This is a genomic window from Trueperella abortisuis (genome assembly GCF_030811095.1).
Lineage (GTDB): Bacteria > Actinomycetota > Actinomycetes > Actinomycetales > Actinomycetaceae > Trueperella > Trueperella abortisuis.
The window spans coordinates 1,113,252-1,127,238 of the sequence record NZ_JAUSQL010000001.1 but is presented as its reverse complement, the minus strand read 5'-3'; the positions used below and the strand labels follow the sequence as shown (position 1 = coordinate 1,127,238).

General features: G+C 64.4%; 9 protein-coding genes. 2 read left to right on the top strand and 7 right to left on the bottom strand.

What is annotated here, in order from left to right:
- Positions 1 to 28 precede the first annotated feature (28 nt).
- The 4 genes from acnA to J2S45_RS04965 all read right to left on the bottom strand — a co-directional run bounded on the left by acnA (position 29) and on the right by J2S45_RS04965 (position 7,094).
- Positions 29 to 2,815: an aconitate hydratase AcnA gene (gene acnA / locus J2S45_RS04980; protein WP_307634726.1), complete on the bottom strand. Its 2,787-nt coding sequence runs from the start codon at positions 2,813 to 2,815 to the stop codon at positions 29 to 31.
- A gap of 164 nt (positions 2,816 to 2,979) precedes the next feature.
- Entirely contained in the window at positions 2,980 to 3,873 is an 894-nt protein-coding gene (locus J2S45_RS04975; RefSeq protein WP_307634725.1) for an HAD family hydrolase, read from the bottom strand.
- Positions 3,873 to 5,642: a glycoside hydrolase family 3 protein gene (locus J2S45_RS04970; RefSeq protein WP_307634724.1), complete on the bottom strand. Its 1,770-nt coding sequence runs from the start codon at positions 5,640 to 5,642 to the stop codon at positions 3,873 to 3,875. Before J2S45_RS04970 ends, J2S45_RS04975 begins: the two co-directional genes overlap by 1 nt.
- A gap of 9 nt (positions 5,643 to 5,651) precedes the next feature.
- The gene (locus J2S45_RS04965) at positions 5,652 to 7,094 is read right to left on the bottom strand and encodes an MFS transporter (protein ID WP_307634723.1); all 1,443 of its coding nucleotides are present in this window, start codon (positions 7,092 to 7,094) and stop codon (positions 5,652 to 5,654) included.
- A gap of 245 nt (positions 7,095 to 7,339) precedes the next feature.
- Between J2S45_RS04965 and uidA the strand changes: the two genes are divergently transcribed.
- Entirely contained in the window at positions 7,340 to 9,112 is a 1,773-nt protein-coding gene (gene uidA / locus J2S45_RS04960; RefSeq protein ID WP_307634722.1) for a beta-glucuronidase, read from the top strand.
- A gap of 9 nt (positions 9,113 to 9,121) precedes the next feature.
- Here uidA and J2S45_RS04955 read toward each other — a convergent pair whose 3' ends face one another.
- The 3 genes from J2S45_RS04955 to J2S45_RS04945 all read right to left on the bottom strand — a co-directional run bounded on the left by J2S45_RS04955 (position 9,122) and on the right by J2S45_RS04945 (position 13,278).
- Entirely contained in the window at positions 9,122 to 10,141 is a 1,020-nt protein-coding gene (locus J2S45_RS04955) for a LacI family DNA-binding transcriptional regulator (RefSeq protein WP_307634721.1), read from the bottom strand.
- Between the two features lie 117 nt (positions 10,142 to 10,258).
- Complete coding sequence (locus J2S45_RS04950) at positions 10,259 to 11,467, bottom strand: class I SAM-dependent RNA methyltransferase (protein WP_307634720.1); 1,209 nt, start codon at positions 11,465 to 11,467, stop codon at positions 10,259 to 10,261.
- On the bottom strand, positions 11,464 to 13,278 hold the full coding sequence (locus tag J2S45_RS04945) for an APC family permease (protein WP_307634719.1): 1,815 nt from the start codon (positions 13,276 to 13,278) through the stop codon (positions 11,464 to 11,466). The genes J2S45_RS04950 and J2S45_RS04945 overlap by 4 nt, the downstream gene beginning before the upstream one ends.
- Positions 13,279 to 13,323: 45 nt before the next feature.
- Here J2S45_RS04945 and J2S45_RS04940 point away from each other — a divergent pair, with 45 nt between their 5' ends.
- Positions 13,324 to 13,986: a potassium channel family protein gene (locus J2S45_RS04940; RefSeq protein WP_296929023.1), complete on the top strand. Its 663-nt coding sequence runs from the start codon at positions 13,324 to 13,326 to the stop codon at positions 13,984 to 13,986.
- Position 13,987 lies beyond the last annotated feature (1 nt).

The following is a 13,987-nucleotide window of genomic DNA, read 5'->3' as shown; positions in this document are numbered from 1 at the left end:
GGCCTCCCCGGCCACCGCCCCCTTCCCCTTACGCGGAGCGCGCGAGATTACGCAGCACGTACTGCAGGATGCCGCCATTGCGGAAGTAGTCCGCTTCGCCGGGGGTGTCGATGCGCACCACGGCGTCGAACTCGATCGTCTCGCCGTCCTTGTCGGCCCGGACCTTCACCGTCTTCGGGGTGCGGCCCTCGTTGAGCTCGTCGATACCCTCGATGGAGAAGACCTCCGTGCCGGTCAGGCCGAGCGAGTCGGCGCTCTCACCGGCCGGGAACTGTAGCGGGAGCACGCCCATGCCGATGAGGTTCGAGCGGTGGATGCGCTCGAACGACTCGGCGATGACGGCCTTGACGCCCAGTAGCGCGGTGCCCTTCGCGGCCCAGTCACGCGAGGAGCCCGAGCCGTACTCCTTACCGGCAAGCACGACCAGCGCAACGCCCGCCTCGCGGTATGCCTGCGCGGCGTCGAAGATAGTCTCCTGCTCGCCGGAGAGGAAGTTGCGGGTGTAGCCGCCCTCCACGCCGTCAAGGAGCTGGTTGCGCAGCCGGATGTTGGCGAACGTGCCACGGATCATGACCTCGTGGTTGCCTCGGCGCGAGCCGTAGGAGTTGAAGTTACGCCGCTGCACGCCCTTCTCCGCCAGGTACAGGCCCGCGGGCGAATCCCACTTGATCGCGCCGGCCGGGGAGATATGGTCGGTGGTCACGGAGTCGCCAAGCTTGGCCAGCACGCGCGCGCCCTCGATGTTGCCCACCGGCGTCAACTCCATCGTCATGCCCTCAAAGTATGGGGGCTTGCGCACGTAGGTCGATTCCCCGTCCCAGGCGAAGGTCGAGCCCTCGGGGGTGTCGAGCGAACGCCAGCGCTCGTCGCCCGCGAAGACGTCCGCGTAGGAGGAGGTGAACATCTCGCGGTTGACGGAGGCGTCGATCGTCGCCTGCACCTCGCTGGCATCGGGCCAGATGTCGGCCAAGTAGACGTCGTTACCGTCCTGATCCTGTCCGAGCGGCTCGGTGGCAAAATCGAAGTCCATCGTGCCGGCCAGCGCGTATGCGATGACGAGCGGCGGGGAGGCGAGGTAGTTCATCTTCACGTCCGGGTTGATGCGCCCCTCGAAGTTGCGGTTGCCCGAGAGCACCGAGACGACGGCGAGGTCGGCGTCGTTGACGGCCTGAGACACCTCCTCCGGCAGCGGGCCGGAGTTACCAATACAGGTGGCGCAGCCGTAACCGACGAGGTTGAAGCCGAGCGCGTTCAGGCCCTCCCACAGCCCGGCCGCCTCGTAGTAGTCGGTGACCACCTGCGAGCCCGGCGCCATGGAGGTCTTCACCCAGGGCTTGGGCTTGAGACCCCGGCTGTTCGCGTTGCGTGCCAACAGCGCGGCCGCCATCATGACCGACGGGTTGGAGGTGTTGGTGCACGACGTGATCGACGCGATCGCCACGGCACCGTGATCGAGCTGTGTCTTCGTTCCGTCGGCGAGCGTGACCGGGGTGATGCGGTGTGGACGGCGCCCACCCGGCTCCTCCACGGGTGCCGGGTGCTCGTCCTCGGTTCCGGGGGCAACCGGGTCGGATGCCGGGAAGGTCGCCTCGAGCGCGGAGTCGATCTCCTCGTCGATCTCATCCTTGGCGTAGCTAGGAAGTACGCTACGGAAGGCGGACTTGGCCTCGGATAGGACGATGCGGTCCTGCGGGCGCTTCGGGCCGGCGATAGACGGGACCACCGTGGACAGGTCCAGCTCGAGGTACTCGGAGTACTCCACCTCGACCGCCGGGTTGTGCCACAAGCCCTGCTCCTTGGCGTAGGCCTCCACCAGGGCGATCTGCTCCTCGGAGCGCCCGGTGAGGCGCAGGTAGGCGAGCGTGACGTCGTCGATGGGGAAGATCGCGGCGGTGGATCCGAACTCCGGGGACATGTTGCCGATGGTGGCGCGGTTAGCCAGCGGCACGGCGCTTACGCCCTCGCCGTAAAACTCCACAAACTTGCCCACCACGCCGTGCTCGCGCAGCATCTGGGTGATGGTGAGGACGACGTCGGTGGCGGTGGCACCCGCGGGGATCTCCCCCGAGAGCTTGAAACCGACCACGCGCGGGATGAGCATGGATACGGGCTGGCCGAGCATGGCCGCCTCGGCCTCGATGCCGCCCACGCCCCAGCCGAGCACGCCCAGGCCGTTGACCATCGTGGTGTGCGAGTCGGTGCCCACGCACGTGTCCGGGTATGCCTGTAGCACGCCGTCGTTGGTCTGGGCCATCGTCACGCGCGCGAGGTATTCGATGTTGACCTGGTGGACAATGCCGGTGCCCGGCGGGACCACCTTGAAGTTTTGGAAGGCGCTCTGGCCCCAGCGCAGGAACTGGTAACGTTCCTGGTTGCGTTCGTACTCGATCTCCATGTTGCGCTGGAGAGCGTTGGCGGTGCCAAAGACGTCGATCTGGACGGAGTGGTCGATGACCATTTCGGCCGGGTTGAGCGGGTTGATCTGGTCGGGGTTGCCTCCCAGCTCGGTGACGGCCTCGCGCATCGTGGCGAGGTCGACCACGCACGGTACTCCGGTGAAGTCCTGCATCACCACGCGCGCGGGGGTGAACTGGATTTCGTGGCTGGGTTCGGCCGAGGGATCCCAGTTGGCCAGCGACCTGATCTGATCGGCGGTCACGTTCGCGCCATCTTCGGTGCGTAGGAGGTTCTCGGCGAGGACCTTGAGCGAATAAGGCAGCTTCTCGGTGCCGGGTACGGCATCGAGCCGGAAGATTTCGTAATCCTTGCCGCCCACGCTGAGCGTGGACTTGGCCTTAAAGGTATCAATGCTCATAGCTCTCCTAAGCATCACAGATTTAATTATCTCGATATCAAACTATCAGCCTCCGGGGAGCCTGTCTACCGATTTTACACACCACAGATGAAGTGGTCGGGATGCCAAACGACATCCCGACCACTTCGCCAGAGCATCGATACAGCTCCGAAGACCTCGGAGCGCTAGCGCTCGATCACCTCCCACGGCGGGGTGGAGAGCAGGACGGCGTCGTACTCCGCCTTGAGCGAATCCTCGTAGTCACCGCGGTAGGTGCCCGCGAGGAAGCGGTCGAAGGCCTCGGTGCGCAACCTTGCCCATGACTCACGCTCCTTGCCGGGGATGATCGGGTACCAGGCCACGCCCACCTCGGCGGCAGCGGCCCGGTCACCCGGCGCATCGCCGATGAGGAGGATGCGCTCGTCGTCGTACTTGCCCTTAGCCGCGAGCCTAAGGTGGTCCGCCTTCGTGCCCATCTCCTGACCGGCCATGACCGTCATATACCGGTCAAGGCCGTGCTCGGCCCACTCGCGCTCGAGGAAGCGAGCTGAGGCGGCGGAGACCGTCATGAGGTCGGCCTTCTCTCTCATCACCTTGAAGGCATCCTCGACGCCGGGGAATGGCGCGCAGCCGTGCACCATCCATTCCACCAGCTGGTTCACGCCCTCGCCCCACGCGATGCAGCGCTCGATCTCCTCAGAGGGGTGGGCATCGGCAAACTCGCGAATGCCGTCCGCGGACAGCGGCAGACCCGAAGCGAGGAAGGCCTTCAGCTGCGAGCCCTCCGGCAGCCTCACCCCGCGCTCGATGACCTCCGGACGCTCCTTGAGCCGATCAAAGATGAGGTCGAGGGTGACCCAGCGGTTCATCCCCCTCGTAGTGGAGAGGAGATTGACGTAAATCGCCGTCTCGCGCACCAAGGTCGAGATGGGCTGCAGGTCGAAGTACTTGATGTAACACGGCGTGAAGCACTCGTAGTGCTTGATGTCCATCGCGTCGATCGCACAACCATCGGAGTCGATCCCGACGAAGAAATCCTTCGTCGGCTGATGGTCAATGAGCGGTTGAGCTTGATTCATTAGATCCTCGTATCAATCTTTCCGCAGAAGGCGTCCACGGGGCTGACGCCCACAAACTCGGATTTGCCCTCGAGCTTGTCGAGTAGCACCTCAAGGGTGTCGTCTCGGTCGTCGTAGGCATTGATGTAGGTCTTGACCTGCGGGACGTCCACCAGCGCGTAGGGGGTCGCCGTTGAGACGTAGATCGTGGGGATCTCGTGGACGTACCACGGGATATCCACCGTGCCCTTGGTCGCCGGCCAGGCCACGCGCTCGGTCGGCTGCATGAGGCCGTCGATCTTCGAGACCATGAGGACGAGGTCGTAATTGTCCGTCAGCGCCGAAATCGGGGCCTTGCCCGCGTAGATATTCTTGACGGCCTCCGCCTGCTCCTCGGGGCTCATCTTGGCCAGCTTGTCCAGCAGGGACTCGTGGCGGGTCACCTCATAGCCGCGCTCGCGGAGCATCTCGGCGACGACGTCGGCCGGGTGCTTGACCGCTCCTCCCGCGCCGAAGGCGCGCGAGATGGGATTGGCCGGGCCGCCAACGGCGATGACGAGCACGCGCTTGTTCTTCTCCGGGCAGATCGGCAGCACGTCCTGCTTGTTCTTCACCAGCGTGATGCCGGCCTCTGAGACCTTCCGCGCCACCGCGACGTTTTCGGGGGTCGCGATCTTCGCCAGCGCCTCGTCCTTGGGAGGGAAGAGCTGCTCGCGCGGCGTCTTGTGAAGCCCGAGGCGAGCCTTGAGGCCGAGGATGCGCTGAAGGGCCTCGGTCAGGCGCTCGTCGGTGATGACGCCGGCCTCGTATCCCTCCTTCATCCAGGTCATGTCCTCGTCGGGGTCGTTGAAGAAGAGGAAGAGGTCCGCGCCGGCGGCGATGGATGCGGGCAGGAGGTCCTTGCGGGCCATCGCGCCGGTCAGGCCAACCATGTGCGAGGCGTCGGTGACGACGACGCCGTTGAAGCCCAGCTTCCCGCGAAGCAGGTCTGTCAGAATCTCCTTGGACAGGGTGGCCGGGAGCAGATCATCCTCGGTCATGTCCGGGTTGAAGTGCTTCTGGTAGGCGGGAAGCATGATGTGGCCGGCCATGATCGACGGCAGACCGTCGTCGATCAGCCCCTGGTAGACCTTGCCGAAGGTCTCGTCCCACTCCTCGGTCGAGTAGGAGTTGACCGACGCCGACAGGTGCTGGTCGCGCTCGTCGATGCCGTCACCGGGAAAATGCTTGGCGGCCGGCATGATGCCCGACTCCATGATTCCGCGCATGTACTCACGCGAAAGCTCGAGGACCTGGTCGGGGTCCGCGGAAAACGCGCGGTTGGAGATGATGGGGTTGCGCCAGTTGCGCATGATGTCCACGATCGGGGCGAAAGACCAGTTGCAGCCGACGGCGGCGGCTTCCACGCCGGAGATTCGTCCCAGTTCGTAGGCGTAGACCGGATCGTTGGTGGAGGCAATCTTCACGGCGTGGCCAACGTAGGTGCCGTCGGTGACCGCGCCGTCGCCGCCGCGCTCGGTGTTCGCCGCGATAAGGAGCGGGATCTTAGCGTTGCTTTGGAGGATGCGGTTCTGCTCCCACACCTCGGCGGCGGTGCCGGGATTGTAGCGCACCGCGCCGATGTGGTAGGTGTCGAGGACCGAGGTCAGGTACTCCTCGTCGCGGGAGGCTCCCATGTTGACGAAGAGCTGACCGATCTTCTCATCGAGGCTCATAGACTCGATGGTCGTGTTGACCCACTCGATGTCCTCCTCGGACAGGTTGTAGGGCTTTGCGGTGAGATCAACCATGATCACTCCTTAGTTCTCGATGCTGTGGGATTCGGTGCCGGCGCGCTTGGCGCGGAGGAACTCAACATTCTTCGCAACCGCGTTGCGCTTGAGCGGGTAGAGGAACATGAGGGCGAGGGCGACGAGCACGCAGCCGATGCCGGGGACGAGGTTGGCCAGGGTGTAGATCGAGTTCACGACCGACTCCGACTGCTCGAGGCCCTTGGTCGCGATCACGGAGTCGTAGCCGATTCCGGTCAAGGCGAAGCCGGTGAGGCCGCCGGCCAGTGCCTGGCCGAGCTTGCGGGCCCAGGAGTAAACCGAGTACACGGTCGCGTCGTCACGGTTGCCGGTGCGAACCTCCTGATAGTCGATGACGTCGGTGATGAACGCCCACACGAGGTAGTTAAAGGTAGAGATGCAGAACATGGCCAGGGCGTAGCCGACGATCCAGACGCTGGCATTCTGGATCTTGGCCACCCACATGACGATGAGGATAGCGCCGCCCACGAACATCGCCGTGGCTCCGACTTCGGCCTTGCCGAAGCGCTTGGCGGCAAGCGGGGCGAGGATGATGAGGGACAGGGCCGGGATCAGGCCCGCCATGTTGGCCGCGGAGACGATCTTGCCGTTACCGAACCAGTTGAGGAAGAGGTAAGAGACCATCTGCCCGAGGAAGAGGCTGGCGACGAGGAGGAGCAGGGCCGCGGCGATGAGGCCGAGCAGGGCGCGGTTGGTCAGGACCGTCTTGAGCATGGTGCCGATGCTGACGGGATTGGAGGAGCTCTCGGCGGCGGTGATGCGCTCGGTGGAAAGCTTGTAGCAGATGGTGTAGCACACGACCGCCAGGATCGAGCAGACAATGGCGGCGTAGGTCATGCGCGGACCCGACATGACCGAGACGCCGGCCTCGTTCGTCACGAAGACGATCAGCGGCAGGACGGACATGATGATGAGCTGGGCGAGGGTGCCACCCGTGGAGCGCCACACCGAAAGCTGGGCGCGATCATCCGGGTTATCGGAGATGACGGAGGCCATCGAGCCGTAGGGAATGTTGATCGCGGTGTAGCACAGGGAGCCCCACAGGAAGTAGGTGGCACACATCCACACGATCTTCATCCCGTAGGAGTTGAAGTCAGCGACGAAGGACATGTACATGAGCGCGGAGGCCACGGTCACCGGGATCGCAATGAGCTTGATCCAGCGGCGGAACTTGTCCGAACCCGGCTTGAGCGGTAGGCGGTCGATGAGGATGCCCATGCCGACGTCGGTGAAGCCGTCTACGATGCGGGCGACCAGTAGCAGGGTTCCCACGTGTGCGGCCTGGATGCCAACAACGTTGGTGTAGAAGAGCGTAAAGAACATCGCTTGCAAAAGAAAGGTGAAGTCATTTCCGAAATCACCGAACATGTAACCGATCTTGTCCCTAAAGCCGAAAGGCCTTGCGGAACGCTTGGGTGTTGTAACTGTCATGTTTTCCCTCCCCGTGCAACGTTGCAGGTTCGTATCAGTGTGACGCTCCTTCGCGCCAACGACATAAGGTTATAAAACCACGCCAAATGCGCGCTCCCCCGACGTTGCCATAAGTTGCCACCGCTCTCGGCCTCAGGCCGTCTGTGGCGGGGTGTCGCTAAAGTGGACGGCAACTCATGGCAACATTTCACCCTGCGAAACTTGGCTCGAGATACTGGCAGTAACCAACCGGTAAAGGAGCCGATATGTTACGAGTTCAAGAATCCCCCTCACGTCAGGTCAAGATCCTCAATGGGACGTGGGACTTCTTCGTCGATACTGATAATTCGGGCTTTGAGCGAGAGCTCTACGCAGCAAAGTTGCCCACCTCGGTCAAGATGGCCGTTCCCGCCAGCTACAACGACGTCTTCATCGACAACGAGGTCCATGACCACGTCGGTTATGTCTGGTACCAGCGCAGCGCCTACGCCCCGCAGTATGGCGCCGACCGCCTCTTCATTCACTTCGGCTCGGTGACCCATGCGGCAACCGTGTGGATCAACGGCGTCGAGGTGGCCCACCACGTTGGCGGATACCTCCCCTTCGAGGCCGACATCACCGAGCTCGTCAAGCCTGGCGAGCAGTTCACGGTCACCGTCTGCGCCGACAACCGCCTGAGCTGGCAGACCATTCCCCCGGGGTACATCAGCCAGAATTCCGAGGGTAAGGACGTCCAGTTCTACTTCCACGACTTCTACAACTACGCCGGCATCCATCGCACGGTCTCCCTCTACACCCGCCCGGTCGACGCCGTCACCGACGTCACCATCACCACCGACATCGACGGCACAACCGGCGTCGTGAACTACGACGTGACCGCCGGCGCCGACGTCGCCGTCAAGGTTCTCGACCCGAATGGCACCGAGGTCGCGAGCGCGGAGGGCGCAACGGGCACCGTCCGCATCGACGACGCCGACTTCTGGGCTCCCGGCCATGGCGCGCTATACACGCTCGAGATTCACGCCGGTTCGGACGTCTACCCGCAGCGCTTCGGTATCCGCACCGTCGCCATCGAGGACGGCGTGTTCAAGATCAACGGCAAGCCGTTCTACTTCCGCGGATATGGCCGCCACGAGGACAACATGATCCGAGGCAAGCAGCACGACGACGTGTCGATGATTAACGACTTCGACATCATGCGCTGGCAGGGCGCGAACTCGTTCCGCACCTCCCATTACCCGTACGCGGAGGAGGTCATGGACTACGCCGACGAGCAGGGTTGGGTGGTTATCGACGAGACCCCGGCCGTTGGTTTGAACATGGGCCTTGGCGGCGGCATCTTCGGCTCGCAGGGTTTCACAACTTTCTCCGAAGAAACCGTGAACAAGGCTACCCAAGAGGTTCATGCCCGCGAGATCCGCGACCTCATTGCCCGCGACAAGAACCACCCGTGCGTGGTCATCTGGTCGATCGCTAACGAGCCGGAGACCAACACGCCCGCATCGCGCACCTACTTCGAGCCGCTTGCGCAGGTTGCGCGCGAGGCGGACCCGACCCGCCCGGTCGGCTACGTCAACGTCATGCTCTCGACCCCCGACGTCGAGCAGATCACCGACCTCTTCGACGTCATCATGCTCAACCGTTACTACGGCTGGTATGTCAATACCGGCGACCTCGCCGACGCCGAGGCCGCCCTCCGCTCCGAGCTCGACCAGTGGATCGCCGACTACCCCGGCAAGCCGATCATCTTCACCGAGTTCGGCCCGGACACGCTCAACGGCAACAAGGACTTCTTCCGCCGCCCGTGGTCCGAGGAGTTCCAGAAGGACAACATCGCCATGTTCATGCGGGTCTTCGACGACTACCCGGAGGTCCAGGGCGAGCAGATGTGGAACTTTGCCGACTTCCAGACCACGCCGGGCATCATGCGCGTGGGCGGAAACAAGAAGGGCATGTTCACCCGCGATCGTCAGTCCAAGCTCAACGCGTACGCCGTCCGCGACCGCTGGCTGCGTCTCAAGGAGGAGCAGGGCTGGTAAAGACCTAGCTCAAGCATAGGCGGTGCGGGAGTTCGTCGGTTCGTTAAGGCCGGTGGACTCCCGCACAGTCAGTTCTGCGGGAACCTTGTGCAGGCCGCGCTTCGTATTTGAGCGGTTCCTTGCCTGCCAGATCAGCAGCTCGGCTGCCTTCTCACCGATGAGCGCTCCGCCCGAGGACAGCGACGTAAGGGCCGGTAGGGTGAGGCGGCAGATGGCCGAGTTGTCGATGCCGATGACGGAGACGTCTCCGGGGACGCGGTAGCCGGCGCGCTGAAGCGCCTGCATGAATCCGATCGCCACGAAGTCATTGAACGCGATGACGGCGCTGACGGGACGGTTGATCCACTCCCCTGCCACCGCCGCCCCGCTGTCGACGCCGGAGCCACGTGCTTTGAGCTGATAGACGCTCAGGCCATAGTGGGGCGCAATCTCACGGATCATCCGCCAACGCATCGCGTTGACCCAGGATTCATCGGAGCCGGACAGGTACAGGAGCTCACGGTGCCCGAGGGAGGTCAGGTGCTCGAACGTCGCCGTCATGCCACCCGCGATATCCGCCACCACACAGTTGTGTCCGGGAGAAACCCGGTTGACGAGGACGATGGGCAAGGTGCGCTCATATCGGGCAATTGCGCGCTGTGAGAGCCGGGTGGCAGGAAAGGCAATGCCCGCGACGTGGGGAACGATGGTGTCGATCGCCCTCTCCTCCTGGCGCGTGTTGGAGTCCGATGCGACGACGATGACCGAGTATCCCTCGCGTGCCGCACCCGTCTGGAAGCCTGTAATGATATCTGAATAGACCAGGTTGCCGGTGTTTCGCACGACAATGCCGAGAGCCGTGGGGCCGTCGTCGTCCCAGTATGTGGAGCCCTCGGTGTGAAATCCGAGGTTGCGGGCGACGGCATGAATGTTCGCCAGCGTCTTTGCGCTCACGCGCGAGGGGGAGTTGAAGGCGCGAGAGACCGTCGACGGCGCGACCCCGGCGGCCCGTGCGATGTCGTAGATTGTGACGTCTTTCCGTTTGCCCATGGCACCTCCACCATCATCATAACGGCGCGAGCGCGGCGTGGCTCTCAATAATGGAGTTCTTAAGGTGTACAGACGACGGTGAGGTCTCCGCCCCGCGGCCCATCACGCGTTCCGGCTTCAAGCCTTTGCGGGCTGTCCTTGAATCGAGACCACCGTCTCCACGTGGTGCGTGTGCGGGAAGATGTCGAAGGCCGCCATGGATTCCACTGTCCTTCCACCCGCCACCAGCTCTGCCACGTCGCGGGCCATCGCGGCCGGGTCGCAGGAGACGAGCACGATCCGCGCGGGGCTTTTGGCCAGTGCGCCAGCAGTCTTCCTGCCCAGCCCGGCTCTCGGGGGATCGGCCACGACGACGTCGGCGCTCACCTCGCGCACGGTCCGCTCGTCGATCCTTGCCATCCGCACGCTCGCCCACGGCATGCCCGCAAGGTTGGCCTTCGCGTCGGCGACGGCGCGCTGCGAGCCCTCGATCGCCCGCAGGCGACCCGTGGGCCCCACGGCCTTAGCCAGCGGCACGGTGAAGAGCCCCGCGCCCGAGAACAGCTCGAGGACAGACTCGCCGGGTTGGACACCGGCCGCCTTCATGACGGCGCGTAGCAGCGTGTGCGGGGCGCGCGCGTGGACCTGCCAGAACCCGGACGCCGAGACCCGATAGTCGAAGACGTCCCTCTCCGTGGTGGCGCGCTCCCAGATGTGGCTTTCCCCTTTGCGCCCGGGTGCAGTGTAGACGCGGTCGGCTACCACGACGTCCTCCCCCGACGCCGGGCCCACCACGTGCACACGCGTGCCGGGGGCGATTTCCCGATCCCAGGCCGGGTCAAAAATGAGCCGCTCGAGCTCCGGTAGCGCCAACGGCATGGAGGTAATCGGCACGAGCTCTTTCGTGCCCTCGCGGTACATCCCCACTCCCCGCTCAAGCTTTACGACGTCGAAGCGGGTGCGCGAGCCCCAACCGTCCGTGTCGTCGACGGCGGCAACCGACAGGCCCAGACCGAGTGCCGTCTCGAGGAGCTCCTGGCCTCCGATGCGGCGGAGGTTACCCAGGAGCGCACGCTCCTTGAGCGAGCGCTGGCCGGCGAGGGTGATATGGCCGAAGTCGGCGGCGCCTGTGACCCCGGCGGCGCCCTCGGGCCACGGGTGGGTTACTCGCTCGGGACTGGCCTGAACGACCTCGCGCACCACGGCCGTGGCGTAGCGTGAGCGGCTGGAGGTCAGCTCGGCCTTCACCCGCTCACCGGGAATTGCCCCACGCACAAAGACCACCCGGCCCTCGTGTCGGGCGATCCCGACGCCGCCGTGGCCAATGTCGGTGATGTCGAGGATCATGCCTCCGCCTCCCCTAGCCTGTAGGGCGCCTCCGTGATCATCACCCGCGGTTCAAAACGCAGATCTGAGATCACCCGCGGGGTGGAATGGCGCAGGAAGAAGCGCTCCCAGGCGCTGGAATAAATGACGCGGGGGATGATGACGTCGATGATGTCGTGCGGACTCTGTGCCAGCTGGGAGCGGATGTAGTCAACCACCGGCCCGCGCCAGGCCCCCTTGGGTTCGCCCAGAATGGTCAGGTCCACCGGCACAAGGGAGGCCTCCCACGCCTCGCGGATCCGCCTGGTCTGCCTCGGGTCGATATCCACACACACCGCCGTGAGCGAGGACAGGCGCATCGCCCGCGCCCACGTCACCGCCGAGATCGTCGCCGCGTCCACCCGATCGATAAGGACCACGCCGTGCACGCGGGTAGGAAGATGGCGCCCCTCGCTCGCGTCTCCCAACTCAAGTTGCTCGCGCACCCTCGACTGCCCGCGCGAATAGACCACGAGGAACAGCCCCGGCACTGACAGGGCCAGGACGCCGGCTAACGCCCACCTCGATTGGGCGTAGACGAGGAGGCCGGCCACCCCGAGTGCAGCCACCCCGTAGAGGGCGAAGAGCCAGCCCAGTCCCCGCGCGACGCTACGCTCCTCGCCGTCGGTGGAGTCGGTGAGGATGGTGCGCGAGCGGGAGACCATCGCGACGCTGACGAAGGCGATGATGATGTAGACGATGAAGACGAAGACAGCCGCGATCGAGCGGACCGAATCCAAAACGAGGGTCACGCTCGCGGCGAGGGCGGCGATAAGCGCCACGATGGCACGGCGCGGAGCCACGGCGTCGGCGGCGGCGAGCTTGCGCGGCAACAGGCCGTCGAGGGCGAGTTCGCGCAACAGGCGGGGCAGCTCACCGTAGGCGGCGGTGGCCACCGCCAGGCCGAGCAGCGCAAAAAGCGTCACGTAAACCATCCGGCCCACCGGCCCGAAGAAGGCGTAGGACATCGTCAAGGACGGCAGGGCCTCACGATGGCCGGGCATACGCAACGTCACGATGAAGTAGAACATGAGCGCGATGACGAGGAAGGCAATCAACATGAAGGCGCCTAAACGCCGCCTGCTCACCCGACGTTCGCTGGAATCCTTCATGACCCGCTCCGAGATGAGGGTCGCGATCGCGCCCACCATCGCACCCGCCAACGCGGACTCCACATACGAGTTGGTCAGGCCAGTCACGCGGTCGGAGGTCAGCGAGTTCTCCTGGGCGAGGCGAATATTTTCAAAGTCAATCGAACCGGTGGCCTCCAGGATGAGGCCGTAGCCGAGGAGGAAGACCATCCCCAACACGGCGGCCGCGGCGAAGACGAGACCCCACCTCTGGACGTGCCGGACCCTCCCCACGAGCACCGGGATTGATATGAGCAAGATGAGGACCGATTCGAGAGCCCAGTCCCACGAGATGTCAATGAGCGCGTCCACCGACGTCACCGCGAGCCCGACCCCGAGGATCATCACCAGCGCATAGGCCAGGATCCGGGCGGCGGAAACAAGCAGGCCAGCCCAGTGGCCCAGGTACCAATCCGCGAGCTGATGAGAAGCCTTCTGGGGGACGTACCTGTGCAGTAGCCCCGCAAAAAACAGCGCCACGGCCAGCGACAGGAACGCGCTCACGAGAGCGATAAAGATGGCGGTGGCCCGCTCCGAGTAGGACGCCGAACGCAAGACCACCTGCGGTACAAGCACCATGCCCAGCGCAATGATGGACACCGACGTCGACCTGGTGATCGAGCGAACGATGGTCTGTGCGCGTTGCGAGGCTTGTAGGTTCACATGGTTAGGTTACGCTGTAAACGCATTTGGGGTAACGTCTAAGTCGTGCATTTCGTCATTATGGGCTGCGGCCGAGTGGGCGCGAGCCTCGCCGTCAACATCGCCGATCGTGGGCACTCGGTGGCCATCATCGACCAAAACTCTCATGCCTTCCAACGCCTGCCCGATGACTTCCAGGGACAGCCCGTCACCGGCGTGGGCTTCGACCGGGGCGCTTTGCGCCAGGCTGGCATCGAGGACGCCGCCGGGTTCGCCGCCGTGTCTTCCGGAGATAACTCCAACATCATTGCGGCCCGCGTGGTGCGCGAGACCTTCGGCGTGGACAACGTCGTGGCTCGCATCTACGACGCCTCACGCGCCGGGGTCTACAACAAGCTCGGCATCGACGTGGTCGCCCCCGTGTCCTGGACGGCCGACCAGGTGATGCGCAATCTCATCCCGCTCGGGCCGTACGTCGAGCACGTCGACTCTGCCACCGGCACGGCCCTCTTCTTCGTCGACCTCGACACGTCTTGGTATGGGCGCACCATCGCCGACATCGAGGCCGCGACCGGGGCACGCGTGGCCTACATCACCCGCAACCTCAAGCTGGTCCTGCCCACCGCCACCACGGTCATCCAAGACGGTGACGAGTTGCGCTTCATCGCGGCGCTCGCTGACGCGCAGGCCATCCAACACGTGACCAACCATCCGGCAAAGGCTAGGTGAC